The organism is Streptomyces sp. NPDC044033 (genome assembly GCF_056434425.1).
In genome coordinates this window covers 21,155-46,987 of record NZ_JBWKFF010000035.1, presented here as the reverse complement: position 1 = coordinate 46,987, position 25,833 = coordinate 21,155, and the positions used below count along the sequence as shown (strand labels likewise).

7 protein-coding genes and 1 pseudogene are annotated in these 25,833 nt (G+C 71.5%); 7 read left to right on the top strand and 1 reads right to left on the bottom strand.

The window, feature by feature from the left end; all coding sequences use genetic code 11:
- The first annotated feature begins 894 nt into the window (after window positions 1-894).
- From AC07AB_RS37595 to AC07AB_RS37575, 5 genes are all read left to right on the top strand, one after another.
- Window positions 895-1,614: a hypothetical protein gene (locus AC07AB_RS37595; RefSeq protein ID WP_478576585.1), complete on the top strand. Its 720-nt coding sequence runs from the start codon at window positions 895-897 to the stop codon at window positions 1,612-1,614.
- A gap of 503 nt (window positions 1,615-2,117) precedes the next feature.
- Entirely contained in the window at window positions 2,118-11,456 is a 9,339-nt protein-coding gene (locus AC07AB_RS37590) for an amino acid adenylation domain-containing protein (RefSeq protein ID WP_478576583.1), read from the top strand.
- Window positions 11,457-11,528: 72 nt separating this feature from the next.
- Window positions 11,529-12,719, top strand: a complete 1,191-nt coding sequence (locus tag AC07AB_RS37585; RefSeq protein WP_478576581.1) for a cytochrome P450 — start codon at window positions 11,529-11,531, stop codon at window positions 12,717-12,719.
- Between the two features lie 26 nt (window positions 12,720-12,745).
- Entirely contained in the window at window positions 12,746-12,949 is a 204-nt protein-coding gene (locus AC07AB_RS37580) for an MbtH family protein (RefSeq protein ID WP_478576579.1), read from the top strand.
- Window positions 12,946-14,157, top strand: coding sequence for an MFS transporter (locus AC07AB_RS37575; RefSeq protein ID WP_478576578.1), 1,212 nt, complete (start codon window positions 12,946-12,948; stop codon window positions 14,155-14,157). The genes AC07AB_RS37580 and AC07AB_RS37575 overlap by 4 nt, the downstream gene beginning before the upstream one ends.
- A 132-nt stretch (window positions 14,158-14,289) precedes the next feature.
- Here AC07AB_RS37575 and AC07AB_RS37570 read toward each other — a convergent pair.
- A pseudogene (locus tag AC07AB_RS37570) lies at window positions 14,290-14,667 on the bottom strand (DDE-type integrase/transposase/recombinase); the annotation flags it as partial.
- Window positions 14,668-14,974: 307 nt separating this feature from the next.
- Here AC07AB_RS37570 and AC07AB_RS37565 point away from each other — a divergent pair.
- Both AC07AB_RS37565 and AC07AB_RS37560 read left to right on the top strand, forming a co-directional pair.
- Window positions 14,975-21,238, top strand: a complete 6,264-nt coding sequence (locus AC07AB_RS37565; protein ID WP_478576576.1) for an SDR family NAD(P)-dependent oxidoreductase — start codon at window positions 14,975-14,977, stop codon at window positions 21,236-21,238.
- Window positions 21,239-21,243: 5 nt separating this feature from the next.
- Window positions 21,244-25,755 (top strand): beta-ketoacyl synthase N-terminal-like domain-containing protein, encoded by a 4,512-nt coding sequence (locus tag AC07AB_RS37560; RefSeq protein WP_478576574.1) that lies wholly within the window; start codon window positions 21,244-21,246, stop codon window positions 25,753-25,755.
- Window positions 25,756-25,833: the final 78 nt, after the last annotated feature.

The following is a 25,833-nucleotide window of genomic DNA, read 5'->3' as shown; positions in this document are numbered from 1 at the left end:
GGTAGGGGCCGCTGCGAGCAGATCGGGATTTCCGCTGTGGACGGATGGCCGTGCGAGTCGTCGTCCAGAGCCCGAGCCTCGGTGTGCCGTCGGCCTGCCGTGTTCAACCGGCCGAATTGGTCAGTTGAACGTCCCCGGGCCGGTCGATGCGGGCCCGCCCGGCACAGGGCTGGTCCAAAGTCCTGACGGGTGGGTGACGGTGCTGGTCACGGCGTAGTGACGATGTCGGTAGGGGCCGCTGCGAGCAGATCGGGATTTCCGCTGTGGACGGATGGCCGTGCGAGTCGTCGTCCAGAGCCCGAGCCTCGGTGTGCCGTCGGCCTGCGTCTGCCTCGTCAAGTCGCCGTCTCGGGTGGGGTATTCGGGGCTGTCGTTGGCGGAGCGGCTGGTCAGGCTGCCGGACCCACGCCATCGCCGGGGTGTGCGTCACCCGTTCGTGGCGGTGCCGCTGATCGCTGCGTCCGCCGTTTTCCGGGCGTGGGCCGGTGTGTCCGCACCGGACACGGCCCGGAGCACACGGCCACCCTGCGCAACCTCACGATCAACAAGCCCCGCGCTGCCGGCCGCACCAGCATCGCCGCCGGCCTCCGCGAGATGTCCCACGAACCCTTCACCCGCCCCTCGACCTCCTCGGCATCGCCCCGTGACCGGCAACTACACCAAGACCGAACGACTTTGGAACAGCCCTGGAGCCCAGCAACCGCGCAGGAGGTCAGGGGAATCCCTGATATGAGATGAGGGATTCCCCTGATCCCCGGAGGATCTTCGTCCGATTACGGTGAGCCACGTTGGACTGAACAGGGCGTCTTCGTGCCGCCCTGCACTGACAGTCCAGGCGAGAAGCGCACCGTGCCCGGCGTTCGCCACCCGGGTGACGAGAACGAGGAGGAACCTGTGACCGACACTTCCAAGGGTTTAGCGAAGGGGGCGAACGTGCGCAGCACGTCGGCCGGTTGGCCCACGAGGCGCATCGTCGCCATCGTGGGCGGTGCGGTCCTGTCCCTCGTGGCGTTGACGTTCGTCAGCCTGGGCGGTACCGCCCTGTACATGGCGACGGCGGACGACGGCTACATCGATCTGGGTACGGACCGGTACGTGCACCGTACCGAGACATACGCCATGGCCACCGACAGCTGGCGCGCCGACAAGGAGATGGCGGGTCTCAACAAGGACCTCCGGATGACCTTCACGCCGGACAAGACGGGCGAACCCGTGTTCGTCGGCATCGCCGACAAGGCCGGGATGCAGCGGTATCTGGCCGGCGTACAGCATGTGACCATCCATGACTCGAGCCCCAAGGGCGACACCCTGAGCAAACACTCGGGTGGTGCGCCCAAGACGCTGCCCGGTGAGGCCGACGTGTGGGCCGCCAAGGCCGGTGGCAAGGGGGCACAGACGCTCAACTGGCCCGTGAAGTCGGGCGATGTCGCGGCGGTCTTCATGAAGGCCGACGGGTCGAGCGGCCTCTCCGGCAAGGTGACCGTGGCGGCGAAGATCGCGTGGCTGCCCTGGACCGGCGCCGTGCTGCTGGCCGCAGGCCTGGTCATGCTGGCCGGATCGGTGGTGTACCTGATGGTCCGGCCGATCCGCCGGGCGCGGGGGCGCACCGCCTGACCCCTGCGTACGAAACCCACGGCGCAGGCACGGTCGGTCCGTGCCTGCGCTCTGTGCTGTCCGGGCCTGGCCGGCCGCACTCTCGTTCACCCGCGCTGATTCGGCGTTCTGCCTGCGCGGTTGCCTCCGTCCGCCCCGAAGGGCGATGATCCGTGGCGCGGCTCGACCCCGTCGAGCGCAGGGCGTGTGACCAGCTGGCCGGTGGGCATCGAACATGGACAGATCGATCACCGCTGGATAGACAGGCGTGTGATGCTCCGGGCGGAGGGCTGATCGAGGCCGCGCAGTGCAGGGGCTTCGACTCTTCTCAGGTACGTGCCCACCCCAACCAGCCGACCATCAGGCCGCGTTGATCCAGCTCGACGCGCCCGAACGCCGGTGCCGCGGCCCTCGTAGGGCGCGGCCGGTGAGTCGGGGACACCACAGACGCAGACCGACACGAAGCCGGGAGCACACGTGCGGGAACTCCGCGCCGCCGAGACCGACGATCAGGAGACTGGCGTATGACCGACATCGATCTGACCAGCCTCACGCCAGAGCAGAAGCGCGCGCTGCTGGCAGAGCGGTTGCGGCGCAAGAACGGCCACCGGCCGGCGGCAGGGGAGCGGCGCTTCGCCGCCTCGTTCCCCCAGCAGCGCATGTGGTTCCTGGACCAGCTCAACCCGGGCAGCGCTGCCTACAACATCCCGGCCGCGATGCGCGTACACGGCCCGCTCGACGTGGAGCTCTGGCGCCGCAGCCTCGCCGAGATCGTCCGCAGGCACGAATCGCTGCGCACCACGTTCGAAGAGATCGACGGCGAGCCCGTGCAGGTCGTCCACGAGACCGGTGAGCTGGAGCTGACCGTCGAGGAGTGTGCGCACCTGCGCGGCCCCGAGGGTGAGGAGGGCGTCAAGGAACTGGCGTACCGGGAGTTCGCCCGCCCCTTCGACCTGGGCACCGGGCCGCTCATGCGGATGAGGTTTCTGCGCCTGGCCCCCGACGAGCACGTCCTGCTGCTCACCATGCATCACATCGTCGCCGACCTGTGGTCGACCTCGGTCCTGTTCGGCGAGCTGGTCACGCTGTACCAAGGCCACCTCACCGGCGCCGAGGCCGAGTTGCCCGAGCTGCCCGTCCAGTACGCCGACTACGCGGCCTGGCAGCGCAAGCAGCTGACGGGTCCGGGCTTCGCGGACGAACTGGAGTACTGGAAGACGACCCTCGAAGGCGCCGCACCCATCCTCGGGCTGTCCACCGACCGGCCGCGGCCCGCGGTGCTCGGCTCGGCCGGCGGTTCACGGCCGTTCAGGCTGCCCGCCTCGGTGATGAGCGGCGTACGCGAACTGAGCCGGCGCGCCGGCGTCACCCCGTTCATGACGCTGCTCGCCGCCTACATCGCCCTGCTGCACCGGTACAGCAGGCAGGATGACGTCGTCGTCGGCGTGCCCGTGGCCAACCGCGGGCAGTCCCAGGTCGAGCAGCTCATCGGCTACTTCGTCAACACGCTCGCGATCCGCAACGACGTGTCGGGTAACCCGACGTTCACGGAACTGCTCGGCCGGGTGCGCGGCACCGCCCTCGGCGCCTTCGCCCACCAGGAGGTGCCGTTCGAGCGGCTGGTGGAGGAGCTGCGCCCGGAGCGCGATCTGTCGCGCTCGCCGATCTTCCAGGTGTCGTTCGTGTACCAGAACATCCCGGTGCCCGAGTTCGGCGTCGGCGGGCTGCGCCTGGAGCTGATGGACGTGGCGAGCTCCACTGCGCGGTTCGACCTGGAGCTCCAGGTGTTCGAGCAGGGCGACGAGCTCGGCGGCTGGTTCGAGTACAACGCTGAGCTGTTCGACGCGTCCACGATCGACCGCATGGGCAGCCACCTGAAGGTGCTCCTCGACAACCTCCTCGCCGACCCGGACCAGCCGATCCTGGACGTCGCGCTGTTGACCGAGGACGAGCAGCGCGCCCAGGGCCAGGAGCGGGCCGACACCCGCCACGAGTGGCCCGACGATCTCCTGACCCATCAGCGCATCGAGCAGCAGGCGGTGCTGCGGCCCGACGCCGAGGCGGTGTACTGCCAGGGTGAGACACTCACCTACGCCCAACTCGACGCGGCCGCCAACCAGTTGGCGCACCGGCTCAAGCGCCTTGGCGTCGGGCGTGATGTCATGGTCGGGATCTGTCTGGAGCGCTCGCTCGACATGGTCGTCGCGGTGCTCGCCGTCCTGAAGGCGGGCGGTGCCTACGTGCCGGTCGACCCGAAGCTGCCCAAGGACCGCATGGCGTTCATGATCGAGGACGCAAGCCTTCCCGTACTGATCACCCAGAGCTCGGTGGTGCCGGACCTGCCGGAGTGCGCGGCTACGACGCTGTGCGTGGACGAGCTGCGCGAGGAACTCGCCGCCGAGTCCACCGAGGTCCTCGGCGAGCCGGTCGACGGCGCCGACCTCGCCTACGTCATCTACACATCAGGGTCGACCGGCCGCCCCAAGGGGGTCCAACTGCCGCACCGCGCGCTGCGCAACCTCTTCTGGGCGATGAAGCAGTGGCCGGGCATCGACGCCGACGACAGCCTGATCGCGGTCACCACCCTGTCGTTCGACATCGCAACCCTCGAGCTGCTCCTTCCGCTCGTCGAGGGCGCCCGCGTGGTGCTCGCCACCCGCGAAGTGGCCACCGACGGAAGGCTGTTGGCGGAAGAGATGGTCGCCACCGGCGCGACCATGATGCAGGCCACTCCGTCCACCTGGCGGATGCTGCTCGATGCTGGCTGGCCGGGCCGCCCGGGCCTGCGCGGCCTCATATGCGGCGAGGCCCTGCCCCCCGACCTGGCGCGGCGCCTGCTGGCCAAGGGCGTGGACCTGTGGAACATGTACGGCCCGAGCGAGACCACGATCTACTCCCTGGGCACCCGAATCGTGGACGACGCGATCACCATCGGCCGGCCGATCGCCAACACCGAGGTCCACATACTCGACCCTGAGGGCCGGCCCGTGCCGCCGGGCGTGCCCGGTGAACTGTGCATCGGAGGCAGCGGACTTGCCCGCGGCTACATCAACCGGCCGGAGCTGACGGAGCAGCAGTTCATCCCCAACCCGTTCGCGTCCGGCCTCGCCGACCGCCTGTACCGCACCGGTGACCTGGTGCGGCGCCGCGTCGACGACACCATCGACTACCTGGGCCGGCTCGACCACCAGGTCAAGCTGCGCGGCTACCGCATCGAACTCGGCGAGATCGAGTCGGTGTTGATGCGCCAGGACTCCGTCAAGGACTCGGTCGTCGTGACCCGCGAGGACCAGCCGGGCGACCAGCGCCTTGTCGGCTACGTGGTGCCGGACCCGGTGGTCGGCGGACCCGACGAGCTGCGCCGTCGGCTGCGGGCCGCCCTTGCCGAGAAGCTCCCCGACTACATGGTCCCGTCCGCGTTCGTGTTCCTCGAGGCGCTGCCGTTGACCCCCAGCGGCAAGACCGACCGCGGCGCGCTGCCCGCGCCCGATGGGCAGGAGACCCGCACGGCGGCATACGTCGCGCCCCGCGACGCTTGGGAGCAGGCCCTGTGCGACCTGTTCGCCCAGGTCCTGAAGGTGCCTCAAGTGGGCATCGACGACGGCTTCTTCGCCCTCGGCGGGCACTCGCTCCTCGCAACCCGCCTGGTGGCGCGGATCCGCGGTGCGCTCGACGTCGAGGTGCCGGTGCGCGCCCTGTTCGAGAAGCAGACCGTGGCCGAGCTGGCCGAACTGCTGCGGCAGGGCGGCGGCGAGGTACGGCCCGCGCTGAGCCCGATGACCAGGCCCGACCCGCTGCCGCTGTCGTTCGCCCAGCGGCGCCTGTGGTTCCTGCACCAGGTGGAAGGCCCTTCGCCCACCTACAACCTGCCGGTGGTGCTGCGCCTGACCGGTGCCCTCGACGTGGACTGCCTGCGGGCCGCCCTCGCCGATGTCGTCGCCCGGCACGAGGCGCTGCGGACCGTGTTCCCGGACACGGGCTCGGTGCCCTGCCAGCAGATACTCGCCCCCGAACAGGCGCGTCCCGCCCTGCCGGTCACCGAGGTCGACGAGGCCGGACTGGACGACGCGGTGACAGCGGTGGTCCGGTATGCGTTCGACCTGACCCGGGAGATCCCGCTGCATGCGGAGCTGTTCTCGGTCGGCGCCGACGAGCACGTCCTGGCCGTCGTCGTCCACCACATCGCGGCGGACGGCTGGTCCCTCGCCCCGCTGCGGCTCGACCTGGCGGTCGCCTATCGGGCCCGCCTGGCGGGGCACGCTCCCGACTGGTCGCCGCTGCCCGTGCAGTACGCCGACTACGCCCTGTGGCAGCGGCAGTACCTCGGTACGCAGGACGAGGCCGGCAGCACCTGGTCGCGCCAACTCGACTACTGGCGCGGCGCTTTGGACGCTCTGCCCGAGCGGATCTCCTTGCCGGTCGACCGCCCGCACCCGGCCGAGGCCTCCCACGACGGCGACACGCTCACCTTCCAGTGGGACGCGGAGCTGCACGAGGGCCTGGCCCGACTGGCCCGCGGCTGCGATGTCAGCATGTTCATGGTGCTCGACGCGGCCATGGCGGTGCTGCTCAGCCGCCTTGGCGCCGGCACGGATATCCCGATCGGCGTGGCCACCGCGGGCCGTGACGACCAGGCCACCGAGAACCTGATCGGCTTCTTTGCCAACACCCTTGTGCTGCGTACGCGGATCGAGGAACGGCAGACGTTCCGGGAGCTGCTCGCCGCGGTGCGGGAACGCACCCTCGACGCGCTCGCGCACCGGGACATCCCGTTCGAGTCCCTCGTGGACAGCCTGCGCCCGACCCGGTCGATGTCCCACCACCCGCTCGTCCAGGTCATGCTGTCCTGGCAGAGCGTGACCGACGGCGAGACCCTGGACCTGCCCGGTGTCGAGGCGGTGCCTGTGGTGCGGAGCACCGGCACGGCGCGCATGGACCTCGTTCTGCTCCTGCACGAGCACCTCGCGGGCAACGGCGCACCGCGCGGCATCGACGGCGGCATCGAGTACAACGCCGACGTCTTCGACCCGGACACCGTACGCACCATGCTGCGCAGGCTGCGCCAGGTGGTCCTGGCGATGGTCGCCGACCCGGACCAGGCGGTCGGCGACGTCGACTTGCTCACCCCGGCCGAGCGGCATCGCGTACTGGAGGAATGGAACGGCACGGGCGGCCAGCAGCCGGTGGCCGGGCTGCCCGAGCTGTTCGAGGCGCAGGCGGCCCGCACCCCGGACGCCGTCGCGGTCAGCTGCGGCGACGAGCGGCTCACCTACCGCGAACTCTCCACCACCGCCGACCGGCTCGCCGCGCGGCTGCGTGCCCTGGGGATCGGCGCCGGCGGTGCCGAGGACGCGGTGTGCCTGCTGATGGAGCGCTCGGTGCGGGTGCCCGCGGCGATCCTGGCCGTGCTCAAGGCCGGCGGTGTGTATGTGCCGCTCGACCTCCGCTACCCCGACTCCCGTATGCGTCTGATCATGGCCGAGACCGGGGCGAGCGTGCTCCTCGTGGACGGCGACGGGCCGGCGCACCCCACCGTCGACGGGGTCCGCGTACTCGATGTGACGGCCGAACTGTCCGCCACGGACGGCGAGTCGGGTGGCCTCCCCGTCCCCCGGACCGAGGACGGGCCCGACCGGGCGGCGTACGTCATGTACACCTCCGGCTCCACCGGGCAGCCCAAGGGCGTGACGGTCACCCACCGCAACGTGGCGAGCCTCGCCGCCGACCACGTGTGGCGCGGCGAGAACCACACCCGGGTGCTGATGCACGCCCCGGCCGCGTTCGACGCCTCCACCTACGAGCTGTGGGTGCCGCTGCTCTCCGGCGGCGAGGTGGTGGTCGCACCGGCCGGTGAGCTCGACCCGGGCCTGCTGGTGCGCACCATCCGCGAGCGCGGTGTGACCTCGGCGTTCTTCACGGCCGCCCTCTTCAATCTGCTGGTCGAACGCGACGCCGAGGCCCTGGCCGGGATGCGCGAGGTGCTCGCCGGCGGCGAGGCGCTCTCGCCGCCTGTGGTCGCCAAGGCGCTGGCCGCATGGCCCAAAACCGTCCTCACCAACGGATACGGTCCGACGGAGACGACGACGTTCGCCGTGCTGCACAGTACCCGCGAGGTGGTCGACGGCACCGTGCCGATCGGCACACCGATGGACGACACCCGCGCCTGCGTCCTCGACGAGCGGCTGCGCCCGGTGCCGGTCGGCGTGCCCGGCGAGCTCTACCTCGCCGGAGCGGGCCTGGCCCGCGGCTACTTCGACAAGCCGGGCCTGACCGCCCAGCGATTCGTCGCCTGCCCGTACGGCGCTCCGGGTGAACGCATGTACCGCACCGGCGACTTGGTGCGCTGGCGCGCCGACGGCACGATCGAGTACCTCGGCCGCACCGACGACCAGGTCAAGATCCGCGGCTTCCGCATCGAACCCGGCGAGATCGAGAACGCGCTCGGCACCCATCCGGCCGTAGCGGACGCCGCCGTCGTGGTGCACCAGAAGCCCACCGGCGGCAAGGACCTCGTCGGCCATGTCGTCCTCGCCGACGGCGCGCACGCCGAGCCCGTCGAGCTGCGGTCGTACGTGGGCGAACGGCTGCCGCAGTACATGGTGCCCGTCGTCGTGATGGTCCTCGACGCCTTCCCGATGACCGGCAACGGCAAGCTCGACCGCCGCGCGCTGCCCACCCCCCTCCTCGGTGCGGGCACCGAGTCCCGGGCCGCACGGACGCCGGTCGAGCAGACCTTGTGCGCTGTGTTCGCCGAGGTGCTCGGGCTGCCGGAAGTCGGCGCCGAGGTCGGCTTCTTCGACCTGGGCGGGGACAGCATCCAGGCCACCCAACTGGTCGCGCAGTCCCGCACGGCGGGCCTGGTGTTCACCGTCCGCGATGTGTTCGCCCAGCAGACGGTGGCGGGCATCGCCCGGGTGGCCAAGGCCGCCGACGCGGACGCCACGGCGAGCGTCACGGACATCGGCATCGGCGAGATCCGCCTGTTGCCCGTCATGGAACGCCAGCGGCACATGGGTGGCTCGGTGGCCGGCTTCGACCTGTCCGCGACCGTCGGCCTTCCGGCCGGCGTGGACGAGGCCCGTCTGGTCACCACGCTCCAGGCGGTGGTCGACCAACACGACGCCCTGCGTACGCGATTGGAGACCGGGCCCGACGGGAAGTGGTCGCTGCACGCGGACGAGCCGGGCACGGTCCGGGTCGCTGACATCCTGCGCCGCGTGGACACCAGCGGGCTCGCCGACGCCGACGCGCGGACGCTGATCGCCGAGGAGACGGCCGCGGCCAAGCGACGGCTCGACCCGGCCGAGGGCGTGATGCTGCAGCCGGTGTGGTTCGACGCCGGGGCAGACCGCCCGGGCAGGCTGCTGCTCGCTGTGCACCACTTCGCCGTCGACGGCGTGTCGTGGCGGATCCTGCTGTCCGACATCTCCGTCGCCTGGGACATGGTGGCCGCGGGCCGCGAGCCGGTCCTCGCGCCGGTGGCGACGTCACTGCGCGGCTGGGCCGACCGGGTGGCCGGCGGTGAGGGCATCGCCCGGCACCGCGCCGAACTGCCGGTGTGGCAGGACGTCCTGCGCAAGGCCGAGCCGCTGGTGGCCGGGAAGCTGGACGCGGACCGCGATGTCACCGGCACCGAGGGACGCCTTTCGCTGACCCTGTCGGCCGAGGACACCGCGCCGCTGGTCGGGCAGGTGCCTGCGGTATTCCGGCGCGGCATCCAGGACATACTCCTGACCGCCTTCGGGCTCGCCGTCGGACGGTGGCGCGCCGGCCGGTCCGGCCAGGGAGGTGCCCCGGTGGTGCTCGACGTGGAGAGCCACGGCAGGCACGAGCACCTGGTCGACGGCGTCGATCTGTCCCGCACGGTGGGCTGGTTCACCAGTGTCCACCCGGTCCGCCTCGACTGCGGCGCGCTGCCGTGGGAGGACGTGGCCGGTGCGGGCGGCGAGCTGGCGGCCGCGGTCGTCCGCACCGGCAAGCAGCTACGGGCGATACCGAAGAACGGCCTGGGCTACGGCCTCCTGCGCCACTTGGACCCGGAGACCGCGCCGCTGCTCGCGGCACTGCCCGAGCCGCAGGTGCTGTTCAACTACCTCGGCCGTGTGCCCGTCACCGACGAGGAGACGCCCTGGCTGCCGCTGCGGGACGACACCGCGCCCGGCACCACCGGAACCCGGCCCCTGTCCCACCCGCTCGAGGTCAACGCCGTCACCCAGGACGGGCCCGACGGCCCGCAGCTAGTGGCCAACTGGAGCTGGGCCGGCTCGCTGCTCACCGAGGACGAGGTCCACGAACTCGCGGACGCCTGGTTCGACGCGCTGCGCGCCGTCGCCCGCTGCGCGGTCGCCGTCGAGAACGGCACGGTCGCGTTGACCCGCGACGACCACGAGCACACCGTGACCGCCGGCGCGGCCGACCCGCTGACCGCCCCGATCCCCACGGCCGACCGCAGCGACGGCGCCGGACTGTCCTTCGGGCAACTGGAGTTCCTGCTCCAGCCGGTCGGCCCCAACCACGCGCACCACGCCGTCATCACCGCGTTCCGGTTGAGCGGCGCACTCGACACCCTCGCCCTGCGCCGCGCCCTGGACGACCTGGTGCGCCGCCACGACATCCTGCGCACGCGCTACGTCCAGCGCGGCTCGGCCACTTCGCAGTTCGCCGACGGCCGTCCCGAGTGGCCGATCGAGACGGTCGACCTGCGCATGTACCAGGGGGAGGCACAGCGTGAGCGGCTGCGCGAGCTGCTCACCAAGGAGACCAAGAGCACGTTCCGCATCGAGGACGGCAACCTGGTCCGCGGCCAGCTCGTACAACTCTCCGACCGTGAACACGCGCTGGTCCTCGTGGCGCACCACATCCTGATGGACCACTGGGGCCTCGTCGTGGTCACCGACGAGCTCTCGGAGCTGTACGCGGCGCACACGGCGGAGCGCCGGCCGCGGCTGCCCGACGTCATGGTCCAGCACCTGGACTACGCGGCGTGGGAGCAGGGGCTGCTTGCCAGCGGCGCACTCGACGAGCACGTCGAGCACTGGCGTACGGAGCTGGCGGGCGCGGCGCGCAGGCTCGACTTCGAGGCGCCCGAGCACCAGCTCGACGATTTCATCGAGGGCTTCAGCCACGGCGTGGTGGTCGGCGCCGAGGTCATGTCGGCGGTGAAGGAGGCCGCACGCCGCGAGGGCGTGACCCTGTTCATGATGCTGATGTCGGCGTTCCATGTGCTCCTGTACAGCTACTCGGGCGCGACGGACATCGCGGTCAGCCACCCGCTGGCCGGCCGCGAACGACCGGAGACCAAGTCGATGGTCGGCCCGTTCATCAACATCATCCTCAACCGCTCGCGGATGGCGGACGACCCGACCGTCCACGAACTGGTCCAGCAGGTCCTGCAGAGCGAACTCGACGCATACTCACACCAGAACGTGCCGGTGCGCGCCCTGGTGCACGATGGCATCGTCGGGGACGGCAACCAGCTGCCGCTGCGCGTGATACTCAACCTGCTCGGTGTGCCGGCCAAGCCGCTGGCCCTGGACGGGCTCGAGGTGGCGCCCCTGGACGTGCGCATCGGCGACGAGACCCCGCTCCCGGGGCTGATCACCGCCATCGAGCCGCACAACCTCGACCTCTACCTGGTGGCCCGTGACGTCGAGGGCGAGCTGCGCGGCCTGTGGGTGTACGACCCGGACTCCATCGAGCCGCCGGTCATGGGCGCGCTGGTACGCCAATGGCCGCGGGTCCTCGAACTCGTCGCACGCCACCCGGAGCTGACCATCTCGCAGCTACGCGACCTGGTACGGGCCGGGCAGGACGCCGACACGGCCGCACAGGACCACACCACGGACGACCGACGCGACCGCTGACCGCCGTCCCGATCAGAGCGCATCCACCACCAGACCAGCCGTTGTCCCGATCGACGGCGGAATGCAGAGAACATGACCGACACCACCACAGCCATCACCAATGGCCTGCCGACGCTCCGGGAACGGCCGTTCGACCCGCCCGGGCCGCTGCGCGCCGGGGGTGAGATCCGCCGGATGACCTTCCCCGACGGCTACCAGGGCTGGCTCGTCACCGGGTACCAGCAGGGCCGGCAGATCCTGTCCGACACACGCTTCAGCTCGCATGCCTCGCACAAGCACCTGGCGTTCCCCTCCAACCGCCCGTCGGACCTCGAGGCGGACATCCCGGGCCTGTTCGAGCATTTGGACCCGCCGGACCACACCCGCTTCCGGAAGCGGCTGGCCGGCCAGTTCACCCTGCGCCGGATGCGTCTGCTCGCCACCCGCATCGAGGAGATCACCGCGCAGCACGCCGACGCGATGCTGCGCAAGGGACCGCCCGCGGACCTGGTCACGGACTACTCGGTGCCGGTGTCCTCGCAGGTGATCTGCGATCTGCTCGGGGTGCCGGTCGCCGAGCGCGACCGGTTCGTGGGCAACTCGGAGAACCTCCTTCGCCTGGACATCGATCCGCAGGAGGTGCAGGCCTCTTTGAAGGACCTCGTCGACCTCATCGGCGAGCTCCTCAGGCGCAAGAAGTCCGACCCCGCGGACGACGTACTGAGCGTCCTGGTGACCGGCGACGACATCACGATGGAGGAGTCCGTCGGCGCCACCTTGCTGCTCCTGGTCGCCGGGCACGAGACCACGGCCAATATGCTCTCGCTCGGTACGTACGCACTCCTGAACAACCCCGACCAGATGGCGCTGTTGCGCGCGAACGAGGCACTGATCGAGAGCGCGGTCGAGGAACTGCTTCGCTTCCTGACCATCGTGCACGTGGGCGTACAGCGCACCCCCACCGAGGACGTCGAGATCGACGGCGTGACCCTGGGCAAGGGGGAGACGGTGCTGGTCCACCTCCCCACCGCGAACCGCGACCCCGAGCAGTTCACCGACCCGGACCGGCTCGACATCACCCGAGGCGGACACAGCCACCTCACCTTCAGCCACGGCATCCACCAGTGCCTCGGGCAGCAACTGGCCCGCCTGGAGCTGCGCATCGGCTACACCGCGCTGCTGCGCCGCTTCCCGGACCTGCGCATCGCCGGGAACCCGGACGAGATTCCGATGCGCTCCGACATGACCGTCTACGGCGTGCACCGGCTGCCGGTGACGTGGTGACCGGCAGCGGCGACAAGGAGAGCACGATGGCGCATCCCTTCGACGACCCCGACGGCGTCTACCAGGTTCTCGTCAGCGAGGAACAGCAGCACAGCCTTTGGCCGCGCGACATCCGCGTGCCCGCCGGCTGGTCGCTGGTGTTCGGCCCGGACAGGCGGGACGCCTGCGTCGACTACGTCGAGTCCCACTGGCTCGACCTGCGCCCGGCCTCGACGCGGGCGACTCGGTGACGACCGCGGCGGCGGTGCGGTCACCCCTGCGCAGCCCGCAGTTCCGCAGGGTCATCGCCTCGGAGTTCACCTCGTCCGTCGGCACCCAGATGACCACGCTCGCGCTGCCCTGGTTCGTCCTGACGACCACCGGCTCACCGGCCCGCATGGGCCTGGTGTTCCTCATCCAAATCCTGCCGGTGCCGCTGCTCAGCATGCCCGCCGGGCTGCTCGTGGCCCGCTGGGGCGCCCGCCGCGTCACGATTGTCGGAGACCTGTGCAACGCGGCCCTGGCCGCGACCATACCCATCCTGTATGTCGCGGGCATGCTGCAAATCTGGATGCTTTTGGTGATCGTGGCCGGCATCGGCTGTGTCACGTCGGCCTATCTGTCCGCGCAACGGGTGCTGCTCACCGAGACCATCGACCTGGACGAGGGTGTCGTCGTCGCGGGCAACGCCCTGTTCGAAACGGCGACTTCGACCGCGCGCCTGGTCGGCCCGGCCCTCGCCGGCTTCCTCATCGCCCAGTTCGGCGCGCTCAATGTGCTGTGGATCGACGCGGCGTCGTTCGCGGTGTCGGCCGCACTCCTGACCGGGCTGCCGCGCCGTGCGCCGACACCGGAGGCGGCGTCGGCGCACAACATGATCGAAGGCGTGCGCTACCTGTTCAAGGACCCGGTGCTGCGCACGATGTCACTCGCCGCGCTCGGGTACGGCACGCTCATGCCGGTTGTGCTGCTCGCGCTGCCCGTCATCGCCAAGAGCCGCTACGACGCCGACCCCCATGTGGCCGGCTGGCTCTTGGCCGCGTGGGGCGGCGGCACCGCGCTGGGCACCGTCGTGGTCGCCCGGCTCGCCCGCAAGATCTCACCGGCCCGGCTGGCGGCGATGGGCGGTGCCGGCGCCGCGGTCGTGCTGTGGCTGCTGCCCTGGGACCAACCGGTCATGACGCTGGGGCTGGCCGTGGCGGCCAGCTGCATGTTCCTGCCCGGGGTGACCGCGCCCGCCGTCTCGTTGATGATGCTGCGCCCACCGGAGCACCTGCGGCCGCATGTGTTTCCGGTGTTCGGTGCCGCCGTCTTCGTCGCGAGCCCGATCGCTTTCGGGGTGGCGGGCGTACTGTTCGAGCACCTCTCGGTCGGCACGGTGCTCACGGCGGTCGCCGTGGGGGCGAGCCTGTGCGCGCTGGTGCTGCTGAACCTGGTGCGCCGCCCGGACCGGCCCTGAGAATCGATCCGGCTGCCCGGACCGGTCCCCAACTGATCTAGCCGGGCCCATGGCCCGGGGTTGCTTCACGAGAGCGGGCCTGGGCGAACCAGGCGAAGGCCGATCGGGGCGAGGGGGGCTGGGCGGGCGTCGTCAAGTGAGCGGTGCAGCTAGCGAGTTGCGGGCGCACGGAGGGTGCGGATGGCCCTGGGCCGTCACCTCGGCCGGCCGGTGGCGGGCATGCCGGTGACGGTCTTCCAGGTGCGCAAGCGCCCGGCCGTCTCGGTGCGGTAGGCACTGGACGTTGCCGTCCTGGTCCACCGCCCGCCACAGGTGCCGCGTCGTCCCGTTGACCGTGACGAAGACCTCGTCGAGATCCCACGTGTCCCCGGGCCTCGGCTGCCGTCGGCGCGGTTCTTCGGCAGAGGCGGGGCCGGAGGCGGCACACCAGGCCCGGATGGTCTCGTATGTCACGGTGACGCCGCGCTCGCACAGGAGCTCCTCGGCCTCCCGGCACGAGACCGGCATACGCTCAACTGCCCGAAGTGGACGGTTGAACAGTCGGCCCGGGCCTGGCCGACTGTTTGCGACGGACTACCGGGCCTGGCGCGGTACAGCGGCTGTCATTGTCTGGTTGCGCCATTCTCGAACAGCCGTGCATGCTCATCACGGGCGAGCAGAACCATCGGCGCACCAAGCATCCGCATATCGCGCCCACGCCGGTCGACGCCCCTTTCCCAGCGCATTTGAGACCTCGCGCACGAGCGGTCCACGCCACCGCCCAGCATCCCGTACGACAGCCGAGGAATTAGCCGAGGAATTAGCCGAGGAAGAGGCAATGCACGCAGACCATGTGACCCAGGATCCGGCCCGGCTCCTCGCTGTCGTCGGTATGGCGGGGCGTTTCCCGGGAGCCGACGACATCGGCGCCTTCTGGCAGCGGCTGCTGGACGGGCACGATGCCATTGGGCCGGTGCCCACCGAACGCTGGGACAGCGGGGCCCAGTTGGACCCCCACAAGCAAATCCAGTCCGTGGGCGGCTTCCTCTCCGGCATCGACCAGTTCGACGCCACCTTCTTCGGGATCTCCCCCCGCGAGGCCGAGGCGCTGGACCCTCAGCAGCGGCTGATGCTGGAGACGACCTGGCAGGCTCTGGAGGACGCCGGAACACCGGCCGACTCGCTGGCGGGTTCGCGGACCGGTGTCTACGTCGGAGCGCAGTGGCACGACTACGAGACCCTGCGCAGGGACCGCGGGGCCGGGGCCACCCAGCACAGCGCGGTCGGCGCCGCCCTCGACGTCATCGCCGCGCGGGTCTCCTACTTCCTTGGACTCACCGGCCCGAGCATGGCCGTCGAAACCGCCTGCTCATCCTCCCTGGTGGCGCTGCACCTGGCTGGACAGGCCCTGCGGCAGGGGGAGATCGACGCAGCCGTCGTGGGCGGAGTCAACGTGATGCTGACCCCCGACGTCATGATCGGCCTGACGCACTTCGGCGGGCTGTCCCCCGACGGCCGCTGCCAGACCTTCTCCGCCTCCGCGAACGGATTCGTCCGCGGCGAGGGCGTGGTGGCTCTGTATGTGAAGACCCTCGCCCGCGCTCTGGAGGACGGCGACCGCATCCACGGCGTCATCGCGGGGACGGCGGTCAACAACGACGGCGGCGGGGAGAGTCTGGTCACCCCGAACCCGGCCGGCCAGGAAGACCTGCTGCGCAGTGTGTACGGCCGACTGGGCATCTCCGTCGACGAGGTCGCTTACCTGGAGGCCCACGGCACCGGCACCAAGCGCGGCGACCCCATCGAGGCTGGGGTCATCGGCCACATCCTGGCGCAGTCGCGCAGTCGCGCCATGGGGCCGCTGCCCATCGGGTCGGTCAAGACCAACATCGGGCACCTGGAAGCCTGTGCGGGCATGGCGGGCCTGGTCAAGGCGATGCTCGTGCTCAAGCACCGCACGGTGCCGCCAAGCCTGCACTCCGAGGTCCTCAACCCCGACATCCCCTTCGACGAGCTGAATCTGCACGTGGTGCGCGAGAGGCTCCCGCTGCCCGCCGACGGGCGGCTCTTCGCGGGGGTCAGCTCCTTTGGATGGGGCGGCACCAACGCGCATGTCTGCGTGATGAGCCCACCGCCCACCGAGCGGGGCGAACCGCGCTCCGGGACGGCGGGAGAACACCTGGTGCTGCCGCTGTCCGCGCACTCGCAGGCGGCGCTGGAGCAGCGGGCGCTGGGGGTGGCCGAGGCCCTCGCCCAGGGTGCCGCGTCGCTGCCCGCCCTGGCGGGCACTCTGGCCTGGCAGCGCGACCACTTCCCCTTCCGGGCGGCCTTCACCGGCACCGGCCCCGAAGAGCTTCGCGACCGGCTCACCCGCTACGCCGCCGAGCCCGATGAGGAAATTCCCGATGTGGTCAGCGGCCGGGCCGCTGAGGAAGTGGGCCGTGTCGCCTTCGTCTTTCCCGGACAGGGATCGCAGTGGCCGGAGATGGGCCGCCAACTGCTCGCCGCCGACCCGGTCTTCGCCGCGGTGATCCACCGCTGTGCCAAGGCGCTTGAGCCGCACTTCCCCTGGGACCTCGTCAAGATCGTGGCCGGCGAGGCCGGTGAGGAGTGGCTCTCGCGCATCGACATGCTCCAGCCGACCCTGTGGGCCGTCTCCGTGGGCCTGGCCGAGGTGTGGCGGGCAGCAGGCGTCGAGCCGGACGTGGTCATCGGGCACAGCCAGGGCGAGGTCACCGCCGCCACGGTGGCCGGCGCGCTGTCCTACGAGGACGCCGCGCTGGTGATGGCCCGGCGCAGCGCGATAGCCCGCCGTACGTCCGGCAAGGGCCTGATGCTCGCCGTGGATCTGGACGTCGAAAGCGCCCGGGCGGCCATCAAGGGTTTCGAGCACGGGGTGTCGCTGGCGGTGAACAACGGCCCCAGTTCCTGCGTGCTGTCCGGCGACAGCGAGCTGATTCAGGTCCTGAAGGAAATCCTGGAGGCGGAGGGCACGTTCTGCCGCCTGGTCAACGTGGACTACGCCTCGCACAGCCCGCAGATGGACGAACTGGAGGAGGACCTGCTGGCCGCACTGGGCCCGGTGGCCCCCCGCCAGGGCACGATCGAGTTGTTGTCGACGGTGCGGCTGACGACGCTGGGCGGTGGTGAGCTCGACGCCCGCTACTGGGTGGACAACCTGCGTCGCCCGGTGATGTTCGCCGACGCACTGGACAAGGTCTTCGACGACGGCGTCACCCATGTCGTCGAGATCAGCCCGCACCCCGTACTCACCCCGGCCATTGAGCAGTTGGCGGCACAGCGCACCTCTCCCCCGCGGGTACTGTCCACCCTTCGGCGCGACAGCGGATCGCCGCGGCATCTGCGCGAGTCCTTCGCCCGTGCCTATGTGGCGGGACTCGCACCGTTTGACTCCCTGCCGCGCAAGGCATGGGCCCCGGCGCCCGGCTACCCCTGGCAGCGCACCGCCCACTGGGTCCGGCTCGGCCGCCGCGGGGCCCGGCAGTCCGGCCTGGAGATCGTGCTGGCCCCGTCCGTGACCGAACAGGACCGCTGGACGGGAACCTTGGAGGTGGCGCTGGAGGACCAGCCCTGGCTGCGCGACCATCGGGTGCACGACGCCGTCGTCCTGCCCGGCGCCGCGATGCTGGCGTTCGCCGTACGCACGGCACTTGCCCACACCGGAGACCTCCCCGGCGCGCTCGCTGACATCGTGTTCCGCAGCGACCTCACCCTGAGCGAGGACGTGGCCAGGGTCAGCGTCCAGTGGCGTGACGAGCCCGCCCAAGGCGGGTCCTTCACACTCGCCTCCCTGCCGCCGGGAGCCACGGCCTGGACCGAACACGCCGTCGCCCGGGCTCTGCCGCCCGAGCTCACCCATGAGGTGGTGGCGCCGCAGTTCCCCGAACACCTGCTGGCGGCCTCCCTGATGGAGGCCGAGGAGTTCTACGCCTCCTGCGCCGCCAAGGGCCTGAACTACGGGCCGGCGTTCCGTGGGGTCAACGGCGTGCGCCGGGGCGAGGGCGAGACGCTGGCCGAGGTGCACCTGAGCGAACAGTGCCTGGCCGGCGCCCGGGCCCGCGATCTGCACCCGGCCCTGTGGGACGGTGCGATGCAGGTGTCGCTGCCTCTCGCCGAGGAGAGGGACGCCGTGGTGCCGACCAGAGTGCGCCGGGTTCACCTGCTCCAGGATCTCGCCGAGCCGGCCGTGCGGGTGTGGTCGCACGCGGTACGCCGCGGCCACCTGCTGTTCGACGTGTACTTCTACGACGCCGACCGTCGGCCCCTGCTCGTGATGGAAGGGCTGCGCCTGACGCCGCTGGCCGTCACCGCCCAGGTGGCGGGCGCCGAGACGGACCGTATCCATCGCCTGGTCTTCACCCCCCGGCCGCGTGCCGTCACGGAGCCGCGGGGCACCGTGCCCGGTGCGTGGGCGGTGTGCGCACCCGGCGGCGGTACCGATGCGGCCGGTGCTCTGGCCGGCGCGCTGGGTGCGCTCGGCGCCCGCACGACCACGGCCGTGGTCAGCGGGGACGACGCGGTGAACGAGGCGGTGTGGGCCGAACGTCTCGGTGCTGCCGGTGAGCTGGCGGGCGTCGCCTTCCTCGCGCCACGGGCCGACGACGGCCCGGAGGCACAGCGCGAGGGGCTGCTCGAATTGGTCGCACTGGTGCGTGCCTGTCTGAAGCTGCCCACGCCGCCGCGCGTGGCCGTGGTCACCGCCGGCGCGCAGGCGGCGCTCGCCGCCGACCTGCCCGACGCGGGCTCCGCCCTGTACTGGGGCTTCGGCCGGGTACTGCGCCGCGAGCACGCGGAGCTGCGGCCGCTGCTGCTCGACCTTGGCCCGGGCGAGGCGGGATGGGCGGCGGACTGCGCTGCCGAACTGCTTGCCGGGGAGGAGGAGGACCAGGTCGCGCTGCGCGGCCCGGACCGCTTCGCCGGACGGCTGCTGCGTGGCCCGGACGGCTCCGCCGATCCGCGGTCGGCGCCCGCCTGGCACACCCCGCCGCAGCCGTTCCGGCTGGCCGCTGCCCGCCTGAGCGCTCCGGAGCCGCTGGAGTGCCGGCCGCTGGGGCGGCGGGCGCCGGCCCCCGGCGAGATCGAGATCGCCGTGCGCGCCGCGGCGGTGGCCACCACCGATGTCCCGCGTTTCACCGAAAGCTCCGGCGAGATCTACGGCCTGGATGCGACAGGTGTGGTGACCCGTGTCGGCGAAGGCGTGACCGGCTTCGCGGAGGGCGACCGCGTGGTCGGGTGCGCGCCCGGTGCGCTTGCCTCGCACCAGATCCTCCGCGCCGACCACATACGTCCGCTGCCTGGACACCTGGACGAGACCGCTGCCGTGGCACTGCCCTCCGCGCTGACGGCCGCCTGGTACGCGCTGCACGAGGTGGCCGGGCTGGACGCGGGAAGGACCGTACTGATCCACGAGGCGGCGAGCGGGCCGGGCCTGGCGGCGGTCCAGGTGGCACGGGTGCTAGGTGCCGAGGTCATCGCCACTGCCTCGGGCGCGGAGCAGCGGGATCATCTCACCCGGCTGGGTATCGAGCGCGTCTTCGACTCCCGTGACCTGTCGTGGGTCCATGGTGTGCGCGAGGCGACCGGAGGCCGGGGAGTGGACGCCGTCCTCAACTCCCTCACCGGCGCGGCCCTGGAGCGCGGCCTGGATGCGCTGGCAGAGGACGGGCACTTCCTCGACGTCGGCATGCGGGATGGGCAGGAGAAGCACTCGGTGAGCCTGGCTGCGTTCCGCAAGGGCATCAGCTTCGTCTCCGTGGACCTGGCCGGACTCATCGTGCGCAGGCCCGAGCGGTTCGCGCGGCTGCTGGCCGAGGTCTGGGCGCTGGTAGCGGAAGGACGGCTGGCTCCGCCGCCGGTGACGACGTACTCCTTCGGCGACGCGCCGCAGGCATGGCGCGCGCTGTCGGAAGGCGGCCGCATCGGTACGGCCGTGCTCGTCGAACCGGACTCCGCGGGCCCGGTGGCGCCGGAGCCGATGCCGGGCGGCCGCTTCCGTGCCGACGGCACGTACCTGATCAGCGGTGGTCTGGGGGCGCTCGGCCTGTCCCTGGCCGAGTTCCTGGCCGGGCGGGGAGCCGGTGCGCTGGCGCTGGTCGGCCGCTCCGCGCCGGGCCCCGAGGCCGTCGCGCGCATAGAGGCGCTGCGGACTGGCGGGGTACGCGTGGACACCTTCCAGGCCGATGCCGCCGACGAGGAGGCGCTCAAACGGGTGCGTGCCCAACTGCCGCCGCTGCGCGGAGTGGTGCACGCCGCCGGTCTGCTGGATGACGCCACGATCCAGAAGCTGCGGCCCGAGCAGCTGCGACGGGTATTGGCGCCCAAGGCCGCCGGTGCCCGCAACCTCGACGCCGTCACGGCAGGCGACCCGCTGGACTTCTTCGTGCTGTTCTCCTCGGCCGCCGCCCTGTTCGGCAACGCGGGCCAGGCGGCGTATGCGGCGGGCAACGCCTTCATGGACGCACTGGCCGTATCCCGCCGCCGGCGTGGACTGCCCGGTTTGAGCGTGCAGTGGGGACCGTTCTCCGACGCCGGGCTCGCCGCGCAGGACGCCAACCGCGGCGCGCGGCTGGCGGAACGCGGCATGGACGGCATCACCACGCACGAGGCGTGGCAGGCGCTGGAGCGCTTCTTGACCAGCGAGGAGCAGGTCGTCTCCTATGTACCGCTCAATGTGCGCCAGTGGTTCGAGGCGTATCCGGACACCGCCGCCCTGCCGAGCTGGAGTGCACTGCGGGAGGCGGCCAAGGACGTACCGGGCGCGGATGGTTCCGGCCGTGCCTTCCTGGCCGAACTGCGCGCGACCACGCCCGAGCGCCGGGCCGAGCTGCTGGAGACCACGGTGCGGGAGCTGGCGGGCCGGGTGCTGCGCCTGGAGACCGGGGCCATCGACCGGGACACCCCCTTCAAGGCGCTGGGCCTGGACTCGCTGATGGGCCTTGAGCTGCGCAACCGGCTCGAGGCGGCGTTCGGCCTCAAGCTCTCGCCCACGCTGCTGTGGACCTACGGCAGTACACGCGCTCTCTCCGGTGTCCTGGCGGAGCAGCTGTCCGCCGCCCCGGCCGCCGAGGACGACAAGGACTGATGGATATGGACGTCACGCCCGACACCGCCGCCCCCACCCCGCTGAGCAGGGCGCTGGACACGGTCAAGAAGCTGCGGGGCCAACTGGAGGAGGCCGGTGGCAGCCAGCCGCTGGCCATCGTCGGCACGGGGCTGCGGTTCCCCGGCGGCATCGATGACCTCGACTCGTACTGGCAGGCACTGGCCGAGGGCCGTGACCTGGTGCAGCCGCTGCCCGAACAGCGCAAGGGACCCTTCGCCGCGGAGTGGGACCGGCTCGGGTCCCGTGGCGGATTCCTCGACGAGGTCATGGACTTCGACGCCGCGTTCTTCGGCATGGGTGCCGAGGAGGCCGCGGCCCTGGACCCGCAGCACCGGCTGCTGCTGGAGGTCGCCTGGGAGGCGCTGGAGTCCGCCGCGCTGCCCGTCGACCGCCTCGACGGCGCCCGTACCGGCCTGTTCGTCGGCATCATGAACCACGACTGGTGGCACTGGCTGGACGGCGACCCCGACCGCCACTGGACGACCGGCAACGGGCACTACTTCGCGGCCGGCCGGCTCGCGTACGAGCTGGGGCTGGGAGGGCCCGCCATCGCGGTGGACACCGCCTGCTCCTCGTCACTGGTCTCCGTCCACCTCGCCCGGCAGGCGCTCGCCCGCAAGGAGTGCGACGTGGCTCTGGCCGGCGGTGTCAACCTCGCGCTGTCCCCCCACATGACCAAGCAGCTTGACGCGCTGGGTTCGCTGGCACCGGACGCCAAGTGCAAGGCGTTCGACGCCCGGGCCAACGGCTTCGCCCGCGGTGAGGGTTGCGGAGTGATCGTCCTCAAGCGCCTGGCGGACGCCCGGCGTGACGGGGACCGCGTCCTGGGCGTACTCAAAGGCTCGGCGGTCAACCAGTACGGCCGCTCGACCGGATTCACCGCGCCCAATGTGCTTTCGCTGATCAGTCTGATGGAGGCGGCGCTGGCGGACGCGGGGCTGGCCCCGGCCGACATCGGCCTGGTGGAGGCGCACGGCACCGGCACGTCGCTGGGCGACACCATCGAGATGGAGGCCATCGTCTCCGCGCTGGGCCGCAAGAACGTCGGCGCCCCACTGCCCGTGGGCACCGTCAAGGCGAACATGGGCCACCTGGAGTCGGCGGCCGGCATCGCCGCGCTACTCAAGGCAGTTGCGTGCCTGCAGCACGGTGCGGTGCCGCCACTGGCGCACTTCTCCACCCTCAACCCGCTCATCGACCTCGACGGCACCGGCGTGACCCTGCCGACCGAGCTCACCCCCTGGCCACGGGATGCGCACGGCCGCCATGTCGCGGTCAGCGCCTTCAGCATGGGCGGCACCAACGCCCATCTCATCCTCGGCCCGGCCGAGGACACCGGGCCGACGGCACCGGCCGGCACCACACCGGTGGAGGGGTTCGAGCTGTCGGCCAAGACACCGCAGGCCGTACGTGATCTGGCGGAGCGGCTGCACCACCGCCTGACCGGACTGCCCGCGGACAGCTATCCGGCGTTCGCGTACTCCGTCACCTTCGGGCGCGCCCGGCACAAGTGGCGCGCCCGGGTGAGCGCCCCGGACCGCGAGCTGGCACTCGACGCGCTCAAGGCGCTGGCAGCCGGCGCGACCACGGACGCCGTGCTGGTGCAGGAACAGGATCCCGCAGGAGACCTCGATGGTGCCGGGCCCGCGGAGCTTCCCCGCGTCGTGACCGATCTTCCGGCCTACCCGTGGGAGCGCCGGCGCTACGCCCCCCAGCCCGCGGACCGTACGGCCGCCGCGGTGAACGCCGCCCCGGCGGCCGGTGTGACCGGTGTGCAGCCGAACCGGCCCGAGGCGGGCGGTAAAAGCGATGACGCCGAGCACTTGCACGAGGTGCACTGGCAGAAGGCCGATGACACCGGCACGGCGCGTGCGGCGGGTCCCGGGTGGTGGCTGCTGTTCGCCGACCGCACCGGAATGGGGGACACGCTGGCCGGTGAACTGGCCGCCCGTTCCGGCCGTTGCGTGACGGTACGGGCGGGGGAGCGCTACCGGCGGCTGGACGCCGCCCACTTCGAGATCGACCCGCTACGGCGCGAGGACCTCGCTGCTCTCTTCGAGGAGCTGCGCACCCAGGATGCGGAGCCCTGTGCGGGCGTTGTGCACGCCTGGAGCCTGGACGACTTCCCGCTCGGCTCCGACGAGCCCCGCCGACTCCCGTCAGGTCAGCATCCGTTGCCGGGTACCTCCTCGGCACTTGGCCTCATCCGGGCGCTCGCCCGGGGCGGGGTGGACGGCGCGCCCCGGCTGGTGCTGCTGACCCGTGGTGCGCAACAGGTGGCTGGACAGGACGCGCCTTCCCCGGGCGCCCCGGCCCCCTTGTGGGCGCTCGCCGGGGCGGCCGCGGCCGAGCACGCTGCCCCGCTCCCCGCGTTCATCGACCTGGACCCGCTGCCCGCCGATGACGAGGCCGCCCGTCTCCTCGACGAACTGCTGCGCACCCGCGACCGCGGCGAGGAGCACGTGGTGCTGCGCGGCGAAGGCCGTCGCACGCCTGTCCTCGTCCCGCACCGCTCCGGCGATCCGGCCGAAAAGGAAGTGTGGCGGCGGCCGTTCGAGGCGGGGCAGGATGACAACCACCGCGTCCTGGCGCTGCAGCCCGGAATCCTGGACAGCCTGGAGCCGACCGTGTGGCGGCGCACTCCTCCCGGCCCCGGGCAAGTCGAGATCGAGGTCACCGCGGCCGGGCTGAACTTCAGCGATGTTCTCAAGGCGATGGGTGCATACCCCGGTGCCCACGGGTCGGTTCCGCTCGGCATTGAGTGCGCCGGCCGCGTCACTGCGGTGGGCGAAGGGGTTGAGGGCCGCCACGTCGGGGACCCGGTCATGGCGGTGGCGACCTCCGGCCTGGCGGCGTACGTCACGACCGAGGCACGCCTGGTGGCGTCACGGCCGGCGGGCCTGACCGACCAGCAGGCGGCCGCCACCCCTGTGGCCTTCCTCACCGCCGTGTACGGGCTGGAGTACTTGGCCCGGCTGCGCAAGGGCGAGAAGGTGCTGATCCACTCCGCCACCGGTGGAGTGGGCCTGGCCGCACTGATGGTGGCACGGCGGTGCGGTGCGGAGGTCTTCGCTACGGCCGGCACCGAGGAGAAACGGCGGATGCTGCACGAACTGGGCGTCAGCCCCGATCATGTGATGGACTCGCGGTCCCTGGATTTCGCCGCCGGGATCCGCCGCCTGACCGGCGGCTACGGCGTCGATGTGGTGCTCAACTCCGTCACCGGCCAGGCGCTGGTGCACAGCCTGGGGCTGCTGGCGCCGGGCGGGCGATTCGTCGAGATCGGCAAGCGGGACATCTACGACGACAGCCCCATCGGGCTGGGGTTCTTCAAAGACAACCGCTCACTGTTCGCCGTCGACCTGGAAAAGACACTGTGGGAACAGCCGCAGATCGTCGACGAGCTGTTCGACATGGTGCGACACGGCTTCGCAAGCGGGCAGTTCGAGGCGCTTCCGATCACGTCCTTTCCCTACGCCGAGGCGGGGGCGGCCTTCGCCCGCATGGCACAGGCCCGGCACGTCGGAAAGCTGGTGCTCACTCCGCTTGGCGACGAGACGGTCACGCTGGTGCCCGGCCACACTCCTGTCAGTGCCGCCGGCACCTACCTCATCGCCGGCGAGCCCGGCACTTCGGGCCTTGAGGCCGCCCGCCGGCTGGCCGACGAAGGCGCCCGGCACCTGGCGCTCGTGGGCCACGGCGTGGCGGACGGCGACGACGCCGCGTGGGAGGAGCTGCGCTCCCGACGCGTCCAGGTCGAAGTGCTGGCCGCCGATGCGGTCACGCCCCAGGATGCGGCCGCCGCACTGGACCAAGTGGCGGATTTCATGCCGCCGCTGGCGGGGGCCGTGCATGTCGCCGGCTCCCCGGAGGGCCGGTCCGGGTTGCCGACCCCGGCAGCCTGGCAGCTGCAACAGGCTGCCGCTGAACTGCGGTTGGACTTCTTCGTGTGGTGCCGCACGGCCACCGCACAGCGCGGTGGCGCCGTCCCCACGAGCACCGCCGGCGCGGACGGGGACGAGATCCGCCGCCGGCTGCTGGAGGTCGAGCCAGGCCGTCGGCGCCGGCACGTGCTCGTCACGCATGTCACACGGCTGGCCGCCGAGGTGCTGGACGCACAGGGTGCGCCCATCGATGCGGCGGCGCCGCTGGCCGGCCTGGGATTCGACTCCATGCGGACGCTGGAGCTGCGTGCCCGGTTGCAGACGTCGCTGAGTATCAAGCTCCCGGCCACGATCGGCTGGCGGTATCCGACCATCGAGGCGCTGGTGCCGTTCCTCGCCGAACGCATGGAGATCGCGCTGGAAGCCGGCCCGGCGACCGGGTCCGTGACCGCGCCCGGGGCCGGCGCGAGGCCCGTAGCGCCACGGGCCCAACCCCCCACCGAACCGCCCGTCCGGAACGGGGAGAGCGATCTGGAGGCGCTGTCCGACAGCGAGATCGCGGCACTCCTCTTTGCCAAGGCAGAGCAGCTCGACGAAGGACATCAAGAATGATCCTTGGTCAACGCCCTTTGAAAACCAGGGTACTCGCAGGATGCGATGCGGTATTCCGCGAGACGGCCGAGTCAGGAT

What these genes read in the sequence shown, in the direction of transcription:
- AC07AB_RS37590 (WP_478576583.1), top strand. Translation starts at nt 2,118, where the DNA reads ATGACCGACATCGATCTGACCAGCCTCACGCCAGAGCAGAAGCGCGCG.
- AC07AB_RS37585 (WP_478576581.1), top strand. Translation starts at nt 11,529, where the DNA reads ATGACCGACACCACCACAGCCATCACCAATGGCCTGCCGACGCTCCGG.
- AC07AB_RS37580 (WP_478576579.1), top strand. Translation starts at nt 12,746, where the DNA reads ATGGCGCATCCCTTCGACGACCCCGACGGCGTCTACCAGGTTCTCGTC.
- AC07AB_RS37565 (WP_478576576.1), top strand. Translation starts at nt 14,975, where the DNA reads ATGCACGCAGACCATGTGACCCAGGATCCGGCCCGGCTCCTCGCTGTC.
- AC07AB_RS37560 (WP_478576574.1), top strand. Translation starts at nt 21,244, where the DNA reads ATGGACGTCACGCCCGACACCGCCGCCCCCACCCCGCTGAGCAGGGCG.